This window comes from Bartonella sp. MU37NMGALS, from assembly GCF_042194015.1.
GTDB lineage: Bacteria > Pseudomonadota > Alphaproteobacteria > Rhizobiales > Rhizobiaceae > Bartonella > Bartonella grahamii.
Map to the genome: position 1 here is coordinate 276,005 of NZ_JBHIML010000001.1, position 21,524 is coordinate 297,528.

Genomic DNA, 21,524 nt, shown 5'->3' on the forward strand with positions numbered 1-21,524 from the left:
AGAGAAACTAAAATTATTTTGGTTTTTTGTTTAGTCCAATATAAAGAGTATAAAGCGTGAAACTGCCTGAACATCTTAACCCCAAACGTTCTTTTCAGGGACTAATCTTAACTTTGCAAAATTATTGGGCACACTATGGATGTGCAATTTTGCAACCTTACGATATGGAAGTCGGAGCTGGGACTTTTCATCCCGCAACAACATTACGCTCTCTAGGTCCACGTCCTTGGCAAGTTGCTTATGTCCAACCCTCTCGACGTCCAACAGATGGCCGATATGGTAAGAATCCAAATCGTTTACAACACTATTATCAATTCCAAGTGCTTCTCAAACCCTCTCCGCTCAATCTACAAGAACTTTATATAAAGTCGCTACAAGCTATCGGGCTTGATACAAAACTGCATGATATTCGCTTTGTTGAAGATGATTGGGAAAGTCCCACCCTTGGTGCTTGGGGACTTGGATGGGAATGCTGGTGCGATGGGATGGAAGTCTCTCAATTTACTTATTTTCAACAAGTTTGTGGCATTGAATGCGCTCCAGTTTCAGGGGAACTCACATACGGTCTTGAGCGTCTAGCGATGTATATCCAAGGGGTTGATAACGTCTATGACCTTAACTTTAATGGTTTGGAGGGAGAAAACAAAATAAGTTATAGAGATATTTTTTTACAGGCAGAACAGGAATACTCATATTACAACTTCGAATTTGCTGATACAAAACTGCTACATCAGCACTTTATCGATGCAGAACGCGAATGCAGCGCACTTCTTGATGCTGGAAAACCAAATAAAGAAAATATATTACATCGCTGTGTTTTTCCTGCTTATGATCAATGTATTAAAGCGAGCCATATCTTTAATCTTTTGCAAGCACGTGGCGTTATTTCTGTAACCGAACGACAAAATTACATTCTTCGCGTTCGTGATCTCGCGCGCCGTTGTGGGAAAGCCTTCTTACTCACAGAAGCTGGACAAATATATACTGGAGAAGCCTAATGTCTGATCTTCTTCTTGAACTTTTCAGTGAAGAAATACCCGCACGTATGCAACGAAAAGCTGCTGCTGATCTCAAAAAATCTGTTACAGATCAACTTGTGAATGCTGGATTGATCTATGAAGCTGCTCGTGAATATTGGACACCTCGTCGGCTAACATTGGACATACGCGGACTTTCAATACGCTCAAAAGATATCCATGAAGAACGAAGAGGTCCTAGTATAAAATCACCACAGCATGTAATTGATGGTTTTCTACGTGCAACAGGATTAAACGATATTTCTGAAGCACATATTGGACATGATGATAAAAAAGGTCATTTTTATATTGCTAAAATTGTTAAAAAAGGTCGAGCTGCAGAAGAAATTATTGCCGATATTTTACCGAATATTATCCGCAACTTTCCGTGGCCGAAATCTATGCGTTGGGGAAAAGATTCAGCACAAAATGGTGCTCTGAAGTGGATTCGACCTTTACAAAACATTCTTTGCGTCTTCGGACCAGAAATTGGTGAAACACATGTTATTCCGTTTACAATTGGTTCTCTTAAAAGCAATAATTTAACTTATGGTCATCGTTTCTTAAGTGATGGAAAGCCATTTCAAGTGCGCCGCTTTGATGATTATGTTACTCAACTTGAAACCCATAAAGTCATTCTGGATGCCGAGAGACGAAAGAATATTATTTTAGCTGATGCCCAAAACCTCTGCTTTGCCAACGGTTTAGAACTAGTTCAAGACAATCCCCTCCTAGAAGAAGTTGCTGGTCTTGTTGAATGGCCTGTTATCCTGATGGGTGATTTTGACCAATCATTCCTTGATATTCCTCCAGAAATTATTCGCTTGACCATTCGAGCTAATCAAAAATGTTTTGTTACCCGTAAACAAGGAGAAAAAGTAAAACTTTCTCATCATTTTATTCTCGTTTCTAATATTCTTTCAAATGATGAAGGCAAAGAAATTTCAAAAGGAAATAGTAAGGTTGTCCGTGCCCGTCTTTCTGATGCACTTTATTTTTGGCAAACCGATCAGCGTGATTTGCCTGATATTCAACAATTAGAATCTTCTATAAAAAAATTTGATCTTGATATAAAAAAACCTCTTGATCAAAGAATGGCGCGACTTGATCATTTGAATGTAACTTTTCATGCTAAATTAGGTACGCAAGGTGCAAGAGTAGAGCGCATTGCTACACTCGCACAAGAAATTGCACCTTTAATACAGACAGATCCTCTTTTAGCAAAACGTGCAGCAATCCTTGCAAAAGCTGATTTGCAAACAGAAATTGTCGGAGAGTTTCCTGAACTACAAGGGGTTATGGGGCAAAAATATGCCCTTCTTCAAGGGGAAGATCCTCGCGTAGCTGTAGCAATCGAGGACCATTATAAACCTCAAGGACCAACAGATCGTCTTCCACAAGAACCGCTTGCTATAACCGTTATGCTCGCCGACAAAATTGACATGCTCGTTGGCTTTTGGCTCATTAATGAAAAACCAACGGGCTCAAAAGATCCCTATGCGTTAAGACGAGCAGCATTGGGAGTTATTAGGCTTGTACTTTCGCGAGATTGGAAAATCAATCTTATGCCACTGTTTCAGTTCGCAATGAATCTTTTCTTACAACAAAAAAATAAATATGAGATTTCTCAAAGAGAAAATTCACAATTGCTGAATCTGCTTCCAGAAAAAACAAAATATATTTTATCAGACCTGTTATTCTTTTTTCATGACCGTTTAAAAATCTATCTAAAAGAGGAAGGTGCTCGTTATGACGCTCTTGAAGCGATTTTAAATAAAGATTCTGATGATTTTTTATTGGTTGCACGTCGTGTCGAATCGCTTATCGCTTTTATCAATACCCATGATGGAATGAACTTTGTAGCCTCTGTAAAACGTACTGCCAATATTCTTGAAAATGAATTTCAAAAAAGCACGGCAATAGCGAATGAAATTAATCCTGAGCTCTTTGTCGAGAAAGAAGAAAAGCAGCTCTATCATGCAATCTGTGAAGTAGAAAAACAAGCTCTTGCTCCCATCAATGCGACAAATTTATCATTTGCACTCAGTGTGCTAGCGCCACTTGGGAAATTGATTGATATATTTTTTGAAAAGGTATTGGTGAATGATAAAAAACCTGATGTTCGTGCTAACCGTCTTGCTCTTCTCAAACGTACTCACATTGTTACACAATCGGTTGCGGATTTTTCAAAACTTGTCATTTAGAATCAAAATGTCCTATTAACTGGTAAAAATAATGAAGATAAATTTTTCTTTTTTATGACTTTTATTAATTAATCTTGAGAAAATTATGCAACCAAAGAGGCCATTTTTATCTCTCAAATATCATTAATTAAGATATGTTTTCATTTTGATAAACGATTCTTTCTCAAGAGACTCTTTAATAAGTTCATCTGCCTTGTTAGAATCTAATTCCTTTGCAATAAGGATACGTGCTGTAGAAATTGCCAAATCAATAGCCGATGAAGAAACCATGCGTATCGCATCCGCTTCTGCTTGAGCGATTTTTTGCTCTGCCAATTTATTGCGGTTTTTTACATATTCTTCTGCTTTTGTACGAGCCTCAGCAATAACAGATTCAACTTCATGTTTTGCTGCTGCAATAATTTCTTGCGCGTCTTTTTCTGCTTCTGCATGTTTGCGTTGATATTCAGCCAATATTTCCTGTGCTTCTTCACGAAGACGCAGAGCCTCATCCAGCTCATCTTTGATACGCTTCGCGCGTGCATCAAGATAGTGTATAAGCTTCTGTGGAATTTGGAAATAGACTAAAAGAGCTAAAAAAAGAACTAACCCAACAAATGCCCAAAAAGTATCAGTCATTTTTCTCTTCCTCAATAATCCGCAGCTTTAACAACTGAACGAACAGCCTCTTTGCTAATATCAACGTCAATCAATTTTTTCACAATTTCAAGAGCTACTTCTTCAGCGATAGAACCAACATTTTGCATCGCTTTATCCCGAATTTTTGCTATCTGTTTTTCAGCATCTGCGAGTTTTTTTTCTAAACTCTCTTCAATTTCTTTTCGTTCAAGCTCTGCTTTTTCTTTTAATTCTTCACTAGCCACCTGCGCTATAGCATGCGCTTTCAAACGCGCTTCTGCTAATTTCCGCTCATAAGTTTCAACAACAATGTCTGCTTCCTGCTTCATGCGCATTGCCTGATCTAAATCAGATGCGATTCGATCTCGCCGTGTTTCAATAACACCACCAATACGTGGTACAATTACACGAGAGATAAAAAGATAAAAAAGTCCGAAAGAAATTGCCAACCAGAAAAAATGCGAACCAAAATGTACAAAATCAAAAGGTGGAAACACACGATTTGCATGCTCTGCCACCTTTTTAATATGTTCTATCGACGTTTCAGTGTTCTGTGCATAAGCGCTTGAAACAAACATCTTCTTTCATCCTTTACATAGCTTATTAAAGCCCTCTATAACCGATGATAACTGACTAACATCTCTCTGGTTAAGAGCTTAAAAGGGTAAACCTTTCCTCGTGCAAGAACAGATATACCCTTTTGATGATGATTAAACCCCAAAAAGAAGTAGTAAAGCAATGAGCAGTGAAAAAATTCCCAAAGCTTCTGTTACAGCAAAACCAAAGACGAGACGTCCAAACTGACTATCTGCCGCTGATGGATTTCGTAATGCACCAGAAAGATAGCTACCAAAAATATTACCAAGTCCTAAAGCTGTTCCAGCCATACCAAAGCAAGCAAGACCAGCGCCAATATATTTTGCTGCAAGCACCATTTCCATGTTATTCTCCTTTAAAGCGAAATTGCATTATTCGACGGAAAACCGCCAATTCTATTAATGTCCTGGATGAATTGCATCATTAAGATACATACAAGTTAAAACCGTAAAGACGTAAGCCTGAAGAAATGCGACCAAAAACTCAAGAGCAGTAATTGCTACAGTCATAATAAGCGGTAAAATCGAACCACCCACACCTACGAGTCCTACCCCAATCATTGAAACAACAAACCCAGAAAACACTTTAAGCGTAATATGACCAGCAAGCATATTCGCAAAAAGACGAAGAGAAAGACTAATTGGACGGGAGAGAAAAGAAATAACCTCAATCATTGTCACCAAAGGCAAAACCACAACAGGAACTCCACTGGGAACGAACAGTTTCAAAAAACTGACCCCATGCTTATAAAAGCCATAACCAATCACCGTCAAAATTACCACCATTGCTAACGAAAACGTGATCATGATTTGAGACGTAACCGTATAAAAATAAGGAAAGAGACCAATAAAGTTAGCAACCAAAATAAAAGTAAACAGAGAAAAAACTAAAGGAAAAAACTGCATTCCCTGCACACCAGATGATTCCCGCAGAGTCGATGCTACAAATTCATATGCCATTTCCGAAAGAGACTGCATCCGCGTTGGAACCAATCCACGACTCGATGATGAAATAAAGAGAAAAATAGAAGTTATAACAACCGTGAGGACTGTAAACAATGATACATTTGTAAACGATAAATCCATATTTCCTATGGAAATCTTAATCAGCCTTGAAATCTCAAACTGATGAATAGGATCTGGAGCGTGCGCTGTCACTTCAACCTCATTTATCGGACCTCTCATTGGCCCCTTTATCTTGTTTATCTTGGCGCGATACGCCTTTTTTTCCCAATTGACTGGAGGAAACATACCCCACAGACCGAAGAATACTCACTATACCAGCAGCAAATCCAAAGAAGAGGAAAAATACCAATCCCCAAGGATACGAACCTGCTAACTTGTCAAACCCCAACCCCAAAACAACACCAACTATAACACTCGCCAGAAACTCACTGGAAAGCTTAATTGCATCTGCCATCCCTCCTTGTGATTTTTCCCGCTTATTCTTATGCTCCCGCTTCTTTAATGCCTGCTTGCGCACTAAAGCTACGCTTAAGTTCCTACTACGACATTCCAAATCCTCTGAATGAAGACATTCTCCTTGCTTTTCCTCTTCAGCCTCCTTACGGCTTATAACGGGTCTCTCGCCCACCGCCATCATTGGCTCCTTAATTAAAAGCAAAGTAAGAATGCATTTCATAAAACCGTGTGCATCATATTGTTCCCGAATTTATTCGTCAAGATACTAAAAAAAATCTATCACAAATTATCGTATAAATTTTATTGTATAAATAACGTATTTTTCAATTTACATGCTTTCTTAAAAAGATATTCTGAGCACCTAAACCGACTTCACGACAGCTCCCATGAATAATATAAAACTCATAGAATAGCCTTTTTTACACTTAATAAAAGGCGTAAACTGACACCATCTTATTTTCCGGCTCCAAATTTTATATCAATCCTAGTTTTGAAAGAGAACATAAAAAACTAAAAAACATTATGAGAGCGTTGTTTTGCTCCTTTTATTCAAATAAACTTGCACTTTTTATTTTATGAAAAGAAAGATCATTGAAAAAACTTATTTTTAAGATTCTTAAGTATAGATTTCATTCACTTAAAAAATTAAAGAGTTATCATTTCTTTTTGGAACGTGTCGCAAAAGGATTATCAGAGGCTCGTAATGATATGCGAACGGGTATACCAGACATATCAAATGTTTCACGTAACCCATTGACAAGATAGCGCAAATACGACTGGGGCATACTTTTGGGGCGCGAGCAAGAAATCATAAATCCAGGAGGACGTGTCTTAACCTGTGTGATGTATTTAACCTTAAGTCGACGTCCAGAAACCGCAGGAGGTGGATGATGAGCCACAACAGTTCCAAGCCATTGGTTCAATTTAGCCGTCGAAATGCGACGATTCCATACACGGTGCATCATCATGACATTTTCCATCAGTTTATCGATCCCTTGACCATATTGTCCTGATAAAGGAACAGCTCTCAAACCACGAACTTGAGGAAGAAATCGCGCACATTTTTCATGCAAATCAATCAATGTGGTCTGACTATTTTCAATAAGGTCCCACTTATTGAAAGCAATAACTGGAACACGCCCTTCACGAATCACAAGATCAGCAATTTGTAAATCCTGCTTTTCAAAAGGTATCGTTGCATCAAAAACAATGACCACCACTTCTGCAAAACGAATAGCACGCAAAGTATCTGCAACAGATAATTTTTCTAATTTTTCCTGAATTTTCGATTTTCGACGTAAACCTGCAGTATCAAAAAGTTTAATATGGCGACCACGCCATTCCCAATCTACAGAAATAGAATCACGCGTAAGTCCTGCTTCTGGTCCTGTTAACAAGCGCTCTTGTTTCAACATACTATTGATAAGAGTGGATTTTCCTGTATTTGGACGCCCCGCAATTGCAATCCTAATGGGCTTACTTTCATCGTAAATAAGCTCCTCTTCTTCCAAATCGTTTACATCATCACCAACAGATGCAGGCTGTATCGTAATATCTTCTTCTTTGTTGTTGCCAAAAGCATGCTCTGACCCCACAGCATCTATAATTGCATCACGCAGATCACTAAGTCCCAAACCATGTTCAGCCGATATTGGGCACGGCTCCCCCAAACCTAATGACCACGCCTCATACTCTCCTCCTGTTGCCGCTCTTGACTCAGACTTATTAGCAACAAGCACAATTGGCTTTCCTGATTTGCGAACCAATGAAGCAAAATTTAAATCACTTGGTGTTATCCCGCTCTTTGCATCAAATACAAATAAAATAAGATCCGCTTCATCAATCGCAGCTTTTGTATGAGAACGCATTCGCCCCTCAAGTGTATGATCACCTGCTTCTTCCAGCCCAGCTGTATCAATCACATCAAAACGTAGATCTTGAAGTTTTGCCGCATGAATACGTCGATCACGTGTTACACCAGGCTTATCATCAACCAAAGCCAATTTTTGCCCAACCAAACGATTAAATAGTGTTGACTTCCCAACATTAGGACGACCAACGATAGCAATGGTAAGGCTCATCGATTTATTCCTTATTTGCCTTGCCCTCAGCTTGTATCAGCTCAAGCATTATTCGAGCCCGATCTGTTATTTTTGAACCCGAAGCACCTTTTTCAGAAATTTTCTTAAAATAATAAACCGCCTCATCCATTTTATCCGCCTTATAAGCAGCTAAACCTAAAGCCTCTCTTGCAGACATATGCATAGGATCGGTATCACTTGTCATATCTTTGATACGCTTTTCAACATCAGCTAACGTCCCTGTATCAACTAGGATATAAGCCGCCCGAATTTTTGCAACTTTCTGCAAAATCTCTGGTGCTTTCTCATCCGCTGCAACAGAATCAAAAATCTCCACTGACTTAATAATGTCACCCTTCTCCATGAGTAAAGAAGCCTCACGTAAACGAGCAAGAAAAGGATACCCTCCAAAATGAGAGGTTTTAACAGTTTCTAATTGCTTTATCGCTTTATCAAAATGACGTGTATCCGCAAAATCAAGACTTTTTACAAATGCATCACCAATATAACCGGCTTTCTTTATTTGCTGATAATGGTAAATTTGATAAGCAACTATCATGAGTATAAAAAGAATAGCTGCTCCAATAATTGAAAAACCATACCGTCTCCAAAAAGCAAGCGCCTTTTCCTGACGAAATTCTGCATTCACTTCAGCAATAAAACTATCATACGACATATATCATACCTTGAAAAAAGTTACTTTATCTGTGCTTTTACGCATAAATGGACCAAGATGGTAGTCCTAATTAACTAAAAATATTTAAATTGCTCGTTTATTTATTTTAAATCAACATGTAGCCAAATAAATCGGATTTTTGCAACAGTCTTAATCGAAAATGATGTAAACGCCCTGTTTGTTCACATTACAGCTTTTACATATATTGTCTTGAGTCTTATAAAAAATTCACTGTTTTAATATTTATCATGATTGCCTATCATCTCAAAATTGCCTATCATCTCAAACGGACTTTCTCCCCATTATATAGAGAGATAATCTTTTAAAGTCTTCAACGCAATCGTTGATAGTATTGGATTATAGAATTATAATAGAAAAGACAATTCTTTTAAAAACTTGAACAAAAAATAAATTTCCACGAATACCTACTAAAACCAAATAGATAAATCTTTATCTGTATCAAAAATACCGAAGTGCCATAATTAAAGTGTGGTATAATTTCAAATCTTCAGTTAAAGCTCTTTATACAATAATGTATCCCTTCAACTTATCTTCATACGATTAACAACCTTTTGTAATTGATCCTTAAAGTTTCTAAAAATATCCTATTGTAAGGGCCAAACCCACATAAGCATTGGAACAGCAATAATAACGATCAACACCGCCAATGGAGCACCCAAACGTGGATAATCACTAAAACGATATCCTCCTGGTGCCATCACGAGCATATTACTTTGATGTCCAATAGGTGTAAGAAACTCACAGCCTGCACCAATTGCAACAGCCATCAAAAAAGCTTCAGGCTTATAATGTAGGGAATGAGCAAAACTTGACGCAATTGGTGCTACCATCATCACTGTTGCTGCATTATTCAAAAATGGCGTGACCAACATAGCTGTCACCAACATAAGTGCTAAGGCACCAGATGGTGGAAAAAATATTGCCAATTGGCTCAGCCATTGGCCAATGAGATCCGTACATCCTGTTTTCTCTAACGCTTCACTCACTGGAATAAGAGCCGCTAATAGTACCAATATTGGGCCATCTAATGCCTGATACAGATCACGCGCAGGCAAAACGCGAAAGATAACCATTGCAGCAGCAGCAGAAAAGAAAGAAAAAGCAACTGGAACAATATGAAAAGCTGTAAAAATAATGGCTATAAATAAAACAGCTAAAGAGATGAAACCATGTCGTAAATTTCCAAACACAATATTTCGTTTTTCTAGGGGCAAGCATTTCAATTCTCTTAATAAATTTGGAATAACTGCATCCTGTCCTTGCAAAACAATCACATCGCCAAGATGAAAAATAATATCATCGAGTCTTCCCCGCACCCTTTCATGTTGACGACTTAACGCAAGCAAATTTACATTATAGCGATCAAATAGAGAAAACTCTTTCGCACTAATACCAATAAGAGGTGAATTATGGGTAATGACTGCTTCAATAATATCAATGTCACTGTCCTTATCACCTGCAGCGATAGTTCGCCCTTTAGAAAACTCTAAACGAGCAGAGTTCATCACGCTATCTAACCCTGTATGCGACCCTTCCAGCAAAATAATATCATTTTCAGACAAAACAAAATCTGGTAATGGCGAAATAGATACTTTGTTTCGGATGATTTGAATCACCATAACGTCACCACTTGATGGCTTAACCAAATCAACAATATTTTTCCCTATAATCGGTGAATTTATTGGAATATGCACTTCTGCAACATAATTACGAATATCAATGGCATCATCAAATGATGCACCTGAACGCACACGCACAGGCAAAAGCCAATAAAAACAGACCAAATATACAACACCAGCCGTCGCAATAACCGCACCAACTGGTGTAAAATCAAACATAGTAAAAGGTGTTCCTGCTAAACGTTCTTGCATCGCTGAAATAACAACATTGGGAGATGTTCCTATCTGTGTCATAAGCCCCCCCAACAAAGAACCAAAGGCCATGGGCATCAAAAAGACAGAAGGAGAAACCTGAGAACGACGTGCAAACTGAAAAGCTATCGGAAGCATAATCGCCAAAGCACCAATGTTTTTAACAAACATTGATAATACGACAACAGAAAGAACTAAAAAAGCTAATTGAAGACGCACAGATTTCACGTCTGGCCATATCCGTTGAATAATAAATTCCATTATACCAGAGCGCGATACGGCCGTACTGACAACAAACACACTCCCCACGATAATAACAATATCATTACTAAAACCGCCAAAAGCTTCCTTCGGACTGACAAGACCAAGAGCACAAGCTATTAATAACGTACAAATAGCAACAAGATCATAACGAAATCGATCCCAAATAAAAACAACCATCATGAGACCAATGATCGAAAAAGCCATTATTTGATTTTCTGTCATAACACTCACCTCTCCCCATTAAATTATAATGTACAAAAACATATCTTTTATGTTTTAAATATTCCTATAAACAGCAGCAAGATAAAAGCAGACATCGGAATATTTTAGGATAATCTTAAAGTGATAAAAAATTATGATGCGCATAAACTTACCTCTCCTTATTATGCGTTCTTTTCTATAAAGTGCTAAACTCAAAGAAAATTGATAAAAGTTGATCAAGCTATATTGCAAAAAAGATGAGAATAACTCTAATATAGAGAGTAGATAATTGTTGAAACTGGTACACGCTATATTTAAACCTTTGTCGTTGCTTAAAAGAATTTATCTTCACTCTCAATTCAAAGAGTGATAAAAATGAAAGAAGAAAGAATGGTCAATCTTAATAGTGGGTATCAAAGTAACCTCAGATATTGGCTCACTTGTATTATTGGATTTGTTGCTATCTTGGCAATTATAATTGTTGGTGGATTTTATATCGCAAAACCCTATCTTGACAGTTTTGTAAAACAAGAAATAGCCCGTCGTGGTATAAAAGCCCTAACATCTGAAGTAAGCATTCTAGGTAGAGTCAATTTGAAGAATGTGACATTACCCGTCCCAGCTGGTACATCACTTAGAATTGGTGCCATTTCTGCCCGTCCTCCCCTTTCCTTTATTCCCGGAACTTTTACATTTTATAATGTTGATTTAAAGCATAATAATATTCATGTGCAAATTCCCCAAATTTCTCTTCGGAGTGTATCCTTAAAAGAAAAAGATAGAACGATAACATCACGGCTTTTACAATCAATGATGCGTATTGAGCTTTCCTCAATTATTGCTCCCAATATACAACTTTCTATAGAAAATAAAAATAACCGAATAGAAACGGTTGAAGTCAAGAATTTCCAGCTTTCTGATTTTAAAAATGGCCATATCCGTTCAGTTAGTATTAAAAATATGGATCTTAAAACAGTTGCAGTAAATGGTGCCAAACAGATGCAGCTTATGGCTAAAAGTGATACAATAAAAGCTCATGATATCGACATCAACTATGCCTATTCTATCATTTTTGGAAAAAACAACGCTCTTAACCAAGATAAAGCCGTTACTGGCCCCATTTCTCTGAATAATGTAAGTATCGATGTGTTTGAAGAAGCGGGAAAAAGTAGTTCTTTCTTCCTCGGACAGTTTAAAACATCTGGCTTAAAAATGAAGCCGCTTGAACAAACTCCTGAAAAATTAATCAAAGCTTATCTTAATGCAAGAAAAGAAAACAATAAAGTCGCTGAAAAAATAGCACAAAATGGTCTTCTTCTAAACATACTGCTCGCCATTACCTCAGCGGATGCCAAAGTTGATAATGTCACCGTTGATATACCGCAGTTGAAAGCAACTCTCGAATCACTCCAATTTAAACCAACCTTGTGGAAACAACCTATCCCCAAAAAGCTTTTTCTTTCTCTCAATAACCTTTCCGTTCTACCTAAAAAAATGAATGAAAAAGACTTAGAGTTCTTCAAAAATCTGAACTTTGAGCGCTTTGACATTTCAGGAAAAGTTGATATTTCTTACGATGAAAAAAAACGTATGCTCCTTCTTGATGCAATGTCTTTCAATATGAAAGACGTTGGATCTGGTAACATATCGGCTAAGGTTATTGATGTTGATGAAAAGCTTTTTTCTGGTCAGCAAAATGTAATGATTGCTGCTTCTCAAGACTTTGGCATCAATGAAATTGATGTGCAATATAGGGATGCAGGTTTCATTGATAAGCTTTTTTCTTATCTTGCGCAAAATCTTAATGACAGCCAACATGATCTTAAAAAGGAACTCTATGACGATTTCTATCTAATGATGACGCAGACCCCAAAAATGCTGCTAAAAAATCATGACGAAGCAGAAAAAATTTCAAAATCCTTAGGGGAATTTGCTAAAAATCCACAAACATTGATTGTTAAAATTAAAGCAAAAGATAATAAAGGGCTCACAATGGTTGATCTCGAATCAGCTCTACAAAATGATCTATCCAAGGCTTTAAACAAAGTACATCTCACTATTAAAAATGAAGCATCACCTTAAACATTTTGTGCTTTAAATATGATGATCTTGTCTATAAATTAAGAACTTTATTCCTCTTTTTGCTTTTATATGATACAGAAGGTATCATATAAAGTCATTTACACAGAGAATATAGAATCCTAAAATTGTCGATGCTTGGAGTTGTTCATGTCTGATTTATCTTCAAATCGCCTGCCTAATCGCGCTTCTCGTGTCACCAATCAAGCGCTTTCTGCGATCGAGCGTTTTCTCCATATTGAAGCTCTTAGTGGTATTGTTCTTTTATTAGCTGCTGCTGCTGCACTTATTTTTGCCAATTCTAAATATGCTGCTTTCTATGAATCTTTTTGGCATACACCTCTTGGCTTTAATTTGGGTCATTTCACTCTTTCATGGGATTTACATTTCTGGGTTAATGATGCTCTTATGACTATTTTCTTTCTCGTCGCAGGAATGGAAATTCGACGCGAAATTCATGAAGGTGCTCTTGCCGATTTTAAACAGGCAATCTTACCAATTGTTGCCGCAATAGGAGGCGTTTGTGTTCCCGCAATTATTTACTTTATCTTCAACTTTAACGAGGGGCATATACGCGGTTGGGCTGTGCCAACAGCAACAGATATTGCCTTTGCTCTAGGTATTCTTGCTCTTCTTGGAAAAAAAATTCCTTCTAATCTTCATATTATTCTTCTATCATTAGCGATTATTGATGATATTATCGCTGTTCTTATTATTGCTTTTTTCTACTCAACAAACATTGATCCTAGCGGTTTAATGATTGCAGGAGCAGGTATTACTTTAGTGCTATTTTTTCAGTGGATCGGGCTTGCATCAGCATGGCTTTACATTTTACCTGGTGCAATCATTTGGTGGGGTTTAATGGTAACAGGTGTTCACCCATCACTTGCTGGTGTAATCTTAGGGATGATGACTCCCGTTCTTCCTACCCGTACTCTTGTAGCGCCACTCACCATGCTCAGTAACGCTATGCAAATTCTTCAAGAAAAAAATACAAAAACAGATCTGCATCATATTTCAACCGCATTGAAAAAAATGCGCAAAGGACAACGGGCCATGATTGCTCCAGTAACACGCGTTCAAAAAGCGTTGCATCCATGGGTTGCATACGGTATCATGCCAATCTTTGCCTTCGCAAATGCAGGAGTAAGTTTTGCAAACTTTGATCTTTCTTCTGACAAATCATTCTTGATTGTTTTGGGTGTTGTCATTGGTCTTTTCGTTGGTAAGCCTCTTGGTATTATCACAGCCAGTTATATAGCCGTAAAATCAGGGCTATGCCGCCTACCCCCTCATATGACATGGACAGGCGTTTTACTCATTGGTTTTTTAGCAGGAATTGGCTTTACAATGTCTATCTTTGTTTCAATGCTCGCTTTTAAAGATATTGTTCTGCTTGATGCTGCAAAAATTGGGGTCCTTTGTGGCTCTGGTTTATCTGCTCTTATCGGTCTGGGATATGGATTTATTTATATTAAGCGCAATAAAGGAATTTCCCGTAGCTCCCAACAAACTAACTGAAAATACATTTTTATGCAAAACTTTTTAAAAAGTGATTTTACTCATTTGTTGGATTCGGACGATATTTAATGTAAAATCCGTTGTTTCGCCTCATCTTTACACTTATGAAGGAGAAAACTAACATAATCACACTATTTAGGAGCCTCTAATGTTGCAACAACCTTTGATACTTAAAAAGATTCATAAGAAATGTTTTTATTCCTTTCTTCAATAATCTTTTACTCATACACCAGCTCTACTTGTGATGTGCACAGGAATGATTTTAATTGTTTCAATATAAAAGGCTTCATGGTTTTAGCGAAGTTTCCTTTCATCCAAACTATCATTCACTATAAAGAAAAATTAATTATTATAAATCAATATTCTATTTTTAATTATAAGAAAAAGATAAGATAAGCGAAGTTCAATAATCAGCTAAGTAACTCCATGGCTTATTTTTTCCCAATAAACCACCTTCCTTGTCACTGATTTTATTGCCGATATTCTAAACAACTTTAATTTTTATCTTCTTAAAAGGACATTATTTTTTGGTGAAAATATCCTCGTTTTTTATCGTAGACATATCGCTTGTCTCACTCCATAAAGAATTCAACTTGAAGCATGCTTCTATAAGGAGCACTCTAGTTTACGTAATTAACTCGCGGGAAAAAAGAAAACCCTAGTCATTTAGACTATTCTAAAACATATGATTGGTGGGAAAATAGAGCGTATATATCGTTGCTCTCCCCTTTCCCCGCTCTTATTTGATATTTACTTTTTTATACCATAAAATACTCTTTACAGATAATTTAAAAACAATATTTCCGAGACTTTCGAATTATACAACACCACATTAAATAAAATAAAAGTACAATAATATTGTCATTAAAATTTTTGTATATTAATCAATTAAAATTAACATACATTGTATAAAAAATTATAGAGAAAATTTAGTAAGCGACCTCATATTTAAAAATCTTATTCTATCAACTGTAATCTGCAGTGGAGTATTTGTTGCTGCTTGTGAACATAATACCACACAGATACAGATACCAAAAGTTGTAAAATAAAAGGCATGTACATATCAAAAAAGATATTTACAAATAAAAAAATCGTAAACTATCTAAAAACTATAGTATATACTAATAAAAATACTTTTTTATTGATAATAATTCTGAATTGTTCAATAAAAAATTAATTGTAGACAGTTTAATACAGCCAATGATGGCAAAGAAATTTTAAAACACCTCTATGTACTGGTTATTCAAGCGTATTATATTATACCTAGTGGGTGAGTATATAATGAAATGGTATAAAATACTTACAAATTAAATTTTTTAGTACTCAAGATGCTGCTATTATCGCAGCTAATATTAATTTAATAGTTCAGATATTTGAAATAATATAGTGGAAGATTGATAGAAGAAATAATTATTCTGCCTAGATACACAAAATATAGAATCGTAACTATTCCCAGTGATAAAGCGTGCAAAGATGCACAAAAAAAACAGTTGAAGGAGTCACTCTACCTGCAGAATAATGCAAAACTGAGATATGTAGACAAAATTGAGACTTAAAATTATGTACGTAAGGAGTAATTATTAATATTAAATATAAAAAATGGAATATATTTATACATTCAACATGAAATAATTAAGTGATACAAGATACCAGACAAGCATAAACTAAAAAAAAACAAATTGTGGGAAAAAATATGTAAACATGATAAGAAACTAGCACGATATACGGCATAAATGAAAGAATGTATTTCATGCGTAATTGGCAGTATGACAAAGAAAATACTTGTAATAGAGTAGTTAAGAGAAGAAAGTTAACCTAAAGAATATACGGAGGTATCGAAAACTCTAAAAATCTTAATCATAATTCAAAAAAAGACAAATAGACATAAGAAAAAATTTAAGTAATGAAAGCAACACGCTATAACATTATCATTTAATTTTGATCTATCGTTACATGATTTTATGAAAAGTGCTTCTGAAGAGCTCTATAAACCACAAACGCATAAGATATAGTAATTTTATAACTTATAGCGCAACATAAATATTGTCTATAGAGATATATTTTTTATTGCCTCATAATACAGAAAAAATTAAATTTACAAGATATATATAAAGCCATAAACAACCATTTGAGACAAGCTAAATATCTCTAGAAAATACATCTTCAATTCTATTTTTAGTAATGCCGTCACTAATCCAATAAGCTCAAATTTCTCTAAGATTTATAACATTAAATCTGTATTCACGAGGCTGTCCCTCATGCAACATGCATCCTTTGAATAAACGCAGTGCATTGCTCCTTATTCTATTAAGGCCTTATATCGTAAAGACTTCTCCATTCCTCTCTATGGGCTCTAAAACGTTTGTAGACGGCATATTTTATATCCATTCTTAAACAGTTTTATCCAAACATCTTTCTCTTGTAATGTATAAGCAACCATTTTTAAATTCATCATGAACAAGTTTAAAATAAGAGAGTTTTGCTGTATTAAATATTCTATTTAAGTTAAAAATATAAATTATCCTTAACAAAAATTATTAATATATATTAAAGCTTTATGTTATTGAAACTAAAAAATGCTTATCCCTTATCAAGTGCATAAACAGCATGTAATGTTCTAACCGCAAGTTCAGTGTAAGCACTATCAATCAAAATAGAAATTTTAATTTCTGAGGTCGTAATTGCTTGAATGTTAATACCCTTTTCAGCCAAAGCCTTAAATGCTGTAGCGGCAACACCTGCATGGCTACGCATTCCAATACCAATCACAGATACCTTGGCAAGATCACTTTCAAATTGGAGAACATCAAATCCAATTTCTTTGCGATTCTTCTCAAGAAGTGCAACAGCTTTTTCTACATCTGATGATGGTACAGTAAAAGTCATATCCGTTTTTGAGCCATCTTCAGAAATATTTTGCACAATCATATCAACATTAATGCGCTCTTCAGCCAAGGGACCAAAAATTGCTGCCGAAATCCCTGGACGATCGGCAAGCCGACGAAGGGAAATTTGCGCTTCATCCTTAGCAAAAGCAATACCAGTAACATTTTGTTGTTCCACGATTTCATCCTCATCGCAAATAAGTGTTCCAGAAGAACTCTTTGGATCCTCCATGCCTAACGCATCAGGATCCTCAAAACTTGAACGCACAAAGGTACGAACCTTATGAACCATTGCCAATTCAACAGAACGAACCTGTAAAACCTTTGCACCAAGAGAAGCCATTTCCAGCATTTCTTCAAAAGCTACTTTTGGTAAACGACGCGCTTTCGGTTCTATACGTGGATCCGTTGTATAAACACCATCTACATCCGTATAAATATCACAGCGATCAGCTTGTACAGCCGCGGCTATAGCAACAGCACTTGTATCTGATCCCCCACGCCCTAAGGTAGAAATCCGGTTATCTGGAGCTAACCCTTGAAAACCAGCAATAACAGCAACCTGACCTTCCTGAAAACACTCGATTAAAAAAGATCCATCAATATCAGTAATACGTGCACGTCCATGCGCATTGTCTGTATGAATGGGAATTTGCCAACCAAGCCATGAACGTGCATTCACACCCATTTCTTGAAGTGTCAAAGCCAACAAACCTGAAGTAACCTGTTCACCAGAAGCAACCACAACATCATATTCACGAGCATCTCTATGCTTGGAGGAAGCATCACACGTCCACTGAACAAGCTCATTGGTTTTACCAGCCATCGCAGATACGACAACTGCAACCTCATTGCCTGCATCAATCTCTCTTTTGACATGCCGTGCAACATTATGAATACATTCAATATTTGCTACAGATGTTCCACCGAATTTCATGACAATGCGCGCCATTAATAACACTCTTACCTTTACATCTCTTATCTCAAACGGTAATGAGAATTAGATGCTGTATCAACTAACCATTTTCTCGACATAGCGAATATCTATCATTTGTGCAAGTTTCATTATGATTATATTAATTTCTCTTGACTTTGTATAAAATCTACTGGACTTGATCATTAAAAATAAAAGGCAGGCAACATGATAGATGAAACACAAACAACTATTGATCAAAGTGAAATTGATCATTTTTCACGTATTGCTACAGAATGGTGGAATCCACAAGGAAAATTTCGACCTCTTCACCAATTTAACCCAACGCGCCTTGCTTACATCAGAGAAAAAATTTGTTTAGAGTTTAATCGTGACCCTTGTTCATTTACGCCCTTTGACAATTTGAAAATTCTTGATATTGGCTGTGGAGGAGGCTTGTTATCTGAACCAATGGCACGTCTTGGCGCTATGGTCGTAGGCGTTGATGCTGCACAAACAAATATTGAAGTCGCAAAAACCCATGCAGCTCAAAATGATCTTTCCATTGATTACCGCACGATGACAGCAGAAGCTCTTGCCAATGAAGGAGAAAAGTTTGATATTATCCTTAATATGGAAGTTGTTGAACATGTCGCTGATGTTAATCTCTTCATAGCAGCTACAGCAAAAATGTTGAAACCACAAGGGTTAATGTTTGTCTCAACACTCAACCGCACGTGGAAATCATGGGGGCTTGCTATTGTAGGTGCTGAATATATTCTACGTTGGCTTCCTAAAGGAACACATGATTATAAAAAATTCCTAAAACCTCTAGAACTTAAAAATTTCTTATCAAAAAACGCTCTGACTGTCATTGATGAGATAGGTATTACTTATAACCCATTAAATGACAGCTGGAATCGCTCAAAAGACATGAGCGTTAACTATCTCCTTCTCGCAAAACGGTCTTAAGGATATGTAATTTACAAATATTATACGCCTTGTAATAAAGAATTGAGCTTTCCCTCAGCCTCTAAAGCATAAAGATCATCACAACCGCCAACGTGATAATCACCTATAAAAATTTGTGGAAATGTATTACGTCCATTTGCACGCTGTACCATTTCTTGGCGAAGGGATGTGGAAGCATCAATATCTGTATACTTTACGCCTTTTTTATTAAGCAAATCACGTGCTTTTGTGCAATAAGGGCAGTTAGGGCGTGTATAAATTATTATCTCTTTCATAGTATTATCCTCCAATATTTTTTAATAATATTCACTTTAAATTCCTCTTACGAGGAGGGAAAAATAGAATCTTCTTTGAGAACACGCGAAAATGTTAGCACATCAACCTGCCGTGCACCTGCATATTTTAATGCAGCAGCTGCTGCTGTAACTGTTGCACCCGTTGTAAATACATCATCAATCAGCAAAACAGAACATCCTTTGAGATATTTTTTAACCTTATGCGAAACCTTAAAAGCATTTTTTACGTTAAGTTTTCTCTCTCTTGAAGAAAGACTAACCTGCGGACGGGTATGCCGGCAACGAACAAGCCAACTCGGTTTTAAAAGCTTTTTTTGTGATGCCGCAATATAACGTGCAAGCTCAGCAGATTGATTATAACGCCTCTCCCAAAAACGACGAAAATGCAATGGAATGGGAATAATAACATCACAATCATCAATAACCTCGCGTCCAGCAAACATCATCCAATTGGCCATAAATGATGCCAATTCTATATGATCACCATATTTTAAGCGCGTTACTAAAGTTCGTGCAAGCCCTTTATGAACAATGACTGAGCGAACACGTGAAAAAGGATGAGTATTACGGAGTGCTTCACCACTAAGAAAACCATCCCCCATATCACAAACAAAGGGAGTCCCCATAACAGGACAATAAGGTTTTGTGATAAATTGAAGGTCTTTCCAACATTCGGAGCAAATCGTGCCATAAGTAGAAACATTTTGCTTACATCCAGGACAAATTGGTGGATAAAGCACAGTTTTCAAGCGTTCAATGAACTTACTTAGTATATCCCCACTACTTAACGCCGCTTCTCGAAAATACAACATTATAAATTTAGGCTTTTACAAGTTTCCCTCAGAACAAAAGTTCCTTTGTATTTCCTCAATTTATAATTTTAATTCCTTTAAAAACTCTTACCTTCTATAAATTTATTTTTCTTTTATATTATAAACTTGACAGAGCTTGCACAAATAATGAACCTTTTCAAAATATATTCTTCCATAGAGCGAAAGTGTTCCACAATATGTCGCATCCTTTAATTTTTGATCATAACCGCATTGAACAATTCCGAAAACGTGCCTTTCAAAAAGCAAAAAAAGGATACGACTTTTTACTCTCTCACATGGCAGAAGATCTCTATAAACGTCTTAGCACTGTTGATCGCCTCTTTACATTAGCTCTCGATTTACACAGCCATACAGACCTTGCTGCGCAAGCTTTAATGAAATCTGGAAAAGTTTGTTCTATAGAACGTATTGAGACCGATACGCTTTACCAAAGCCATGATAAAAAATTTCATTTACGTCATCGAGAATTTCTTGATTTACCTCAAAGTTACTGTGACCTTATTGTTTCACTTCTTTCATTACAATTGACCAATGATACCCCTGGTGTTCTAAGCCAGATAAAAAACACCCTTAAACCAGATGGCTTATTTCTTGCTGTTATGGCAGGAGCTGGTACATTAAGAGAATTGCGCGAAAGCCTGCTGCAAGCTGAAAGTGAAATTTATGGTGGAGCAAGCCCTAGGATCTATCCTTTTGCCGACATTCGTGATGCAGGCGCTCTTTTACAGCGTGTTGGCTTTGCTCTGCCTGTAGCAGACGTTGAAGATATCACAATACGTTATAATACAATGTTTGACCTTATGCACGATCTTAAAGCTATGGGAATGCAAAATGCACTCATCAATCGTTCACGACGCCCTGTATCTAAACGTTTTTTTCTCCGCGCAGCTGAAATCTATGCACAACGATTTAGTGATCCTGATGGACGTATTCGTGCACATTTTTCTTTCATCTGGCTCTCTGGTTGGGCTCCTCATCCCCATCAACAAAAACCCCTACAACCTGGTTCAGCGCAAATATCTCTTACAGATGTTTTACAGCCCAAAAAAATATAA

The 21,524-nt window shown here is 36.6% G+C and carries 17 protein-coding genes; 6 read left to right on the forward strand and 11 right to left on the reverse strand.

Annotation, left to right across the window (positions count from 1 at the left end):
- Positions 1–56: 56 nt before the first annotated feature.
- Both ACFIJP_RS01130 and glyS read left to right on the forward strand, forming a co-directional pair.
- Positions 57–998 (forward strand): glycine--tRNA ligase subunit alpha, encoded by a 942-nt coding sequence (locus ACFIJP_RS01130; protein ID WP_375625143.1) that lies wholly within the window; start codon positions 57–59, stop codon positions 996–998.
- Positions 998–3,220 carry a glycine--tRNA ligase subunit beta gene (glyS, locus tag ACFIJP_RS01135; RefSeq protein WP_375625144.1) on the forward strand — a complete coding sequence of 741 codons (2,223 nt, stop codon included), beginning with the start codon at positions 998–1,000 and terminating at the stop codon, positions 3,218–3,220. Before ACFIJP_RS01130 ends, glyS begins: the two co-directional genes overlap by 1 nt.
- A 123-nt stretch (positions 3,221–3,343) precedes the next feature.
- Here glyS and ACFIJP_RS01140 read toward each other — a convergent pair whose 3' ends face one another.
- The 8 genes from ACFIJP_RS01140 to ACFIJP_RS01175 all read right to left on the reverse strand — a co-directional run bounded on the left by ACFIJP_RS01140 (position 3,344) and on the right by ACFIJP_RS01175 (position 10,991).
- On the reverse strand, positions 3,344–3,838 hold the full coding sequence (locus ACFIJP_RS01140) for a F0F1 ATP synthase subunit B (RefSeq protein WP_375625145.1): 495 nt from the start codon (positions 3,836–3,838) through the stop codon (positions 3,344–3,346).
- An 11-nt stretch (positions 3,839–3,849) separates the two neighbouring features.
- Positions 3,850–4,416, reverse strand: coding sequence for a F0F1 ATP synthase subunit B (locus ACFIJP_RS01145; RefSeq protein ID WP_375625146.1), 567 nt, complete (start codon positions 4,414–4,416; stop codon positions 3,850–3,852).
- 132 nt (positions 4,417–4,548) lie between these two features.
- Positions 4,549–4,779 carry a F0F1 ATP synthase subunit C gene (locus tag ACFIJP_RS01150; RefSeq protein WP_005773968.1) on the reverse strand — a complete coding sequence of 77 codons (231 nt, stop codon included), beginning with the start codon at positions 4,777–4,779 and terminating at the stop codon, positions 4,549–4,551.
- Positions 4,780–4,833: 54 nt separating this feature from the next.
- Positions 4,834–5,592: a F0F1 ATP synthase subunit A gene (locus ACFIJP_RS01155; RefSeq protein ID WP_375625192.1), complete on the reverse strand. Its 759-nt coding sequence runs from the start codon at positions 5,590–5,592 to the stop codon at positions 4,834–4,836.
- A gap of 7 nt (positions 5,593–5,599) precedes the next feature.
- A complete protein-coding gene (locus ACFIJP_RS01160) occupies positions 5,600–6,034 on the reverse strand; it encodes an AtpZ/AtpI family protein (RefSeq protein WP_375625147.1) in 435 nt (144 codons plus the stop codon).
- A gap of 478 nt (positions 6,035–6,512) precedes the next feature.
- On the reverse strand, positions 6,513–7,937 hold the full coding sequence (gene der, locus ACFIJP_RS01165; RefSeq protein WP_375625148.1) for a ribosome biogenesis GTPase Der: 1,425 nt from the start codon (positions 7,935–7,937) through the stop codon (positions 6,513–6,515).
- Positions 7,938–7,941: 4 nt separating this feature from the next.
- Entirely contained in the window at positions 7,942–8,613 is a 672-nt protein-coding gene (locus tag ACFIJP_RS01170) for a tetratricopeptide repeat protein (protein WP_375625149.1), read from the reverse strand.
- Positions 8,614–9,218: 605 nt separating this feature from the next.
- A complete protein-coding gene (locus ACFIJP_RS01175; protein ID WP_375625150.1) occupies positions 9,219–10,991 on the reverse strand; it encodes an SLC13 family permease in 1,773 nt (590 codons plus the stop codon).
- A 354-nt stretch (positions 10,992–11,345) separates the two neighbouring features.
- On the opposite strand from ACFIJP_RS01175, the gene ACFIJP_RS01180 reads away from it, so the two are divergent.
- A complete protein-coding gene (locus ACFIJP_RS01180; protein WP_375625151.1) occupies positions 11,346–13,052 on the forward strand; it encodes a hypothetical protein in 1,707 nt (568 codons plus the stop codon).
- A 147-nt stretch (positions 13,053–13,199) separates the two neighbouring features.
- The gene (nhaA, locus tag ACFIJP_RS01185) at positions 13,200–14,570 is read left to right on the forward strand and encodes a Na+/H+ antiporter NhaA (RefSeq protein ID WP_375625152.1); all 1,371 of its coding nucleotides are present in this window, start codon (positions 13,200–13,202) and stop codon (positions 14,568–14,570) included.
- Between the two features lie 2,580 nt (positions 14,571–17,150).
- Here the strand turns inward: nhaA and ACFIJP_RS01190 are convergent.
- Positions 17,151–18,407, reverse strand: coding sequence for an aspartate kinase (locus ACFIJP_RS01190; RefSeq protein ID WP_375625153.1), 1,257 nt, complete (start codon positions 18,405–18,407; stop codon positions 17,151–17,153).
- Between the two features lie 189 nt (positions 18,408–18,596).
- On the opposite strand from ACFIJP_RS01190, the gene ubiG reads away from it, so the two are divergent.
- A complete protein-coding gene (ubiG, locus tag ACFIJP_RS01195) occupies positions 18,597–19,340 on the forward strand; it encodes a bifunctional 2-polyprenyl-6-hydroxyphenol methylase/3-demethylubiquinol 3-O-methyltransferase UbiG (RefSeq protein WP_375625154.1) in 744 nt (247 codons plus the stop codon).
- Between the two features lie 20 nt (positions 19,341–19,360).
- Here the strand turns inward: ubiG and grxC are convergent, their stop codons facing one another.
- Together grxC and ACFIJP_RS01205 are read right to left on the reverse strand one after the other, a co-directional pair.
- The gene (gene grxC / locus ACFIJP_RS01200) at positions 19,361–19,615 is read right to left on the reverse strand and encodes a glutaredoxin 3 (RefSeq protein ID WP_273787883.1); all 255 of its coding nucleotides are present in this window, start codon (positions 19,613–19,615) and stop codon (positions 19,361–19,363) included.
- Between the two features lie 47 nt (positions 19,616–19,662).
- Complete coding sequence (locus ACFIJP_RS01205) at positions 19,663–20,448, reverse strand: ComF family protein (RefSeq protein WP_375625155.1); 786 nt, start codon at positions 20,446–20,448, stop codon at positions 19,663–19,665.
- Positions 20,449–20,645: 197 nt separating this feature from the next.
- On the opposite strand from ACFIJP_RS01205, the gene ACFIJP_RS01210 reads away from it, so the two are divergent.
- Positions 20,646–21,524: a methyltransferase gene (locus ACFIJP_RS01210; protein ID WP_375625156.1), complete on the forward strand. Its 879-nt coding sequence runs from the start codon at positions 20,646–20,648 to the stop codon at positions 21,522–21,524.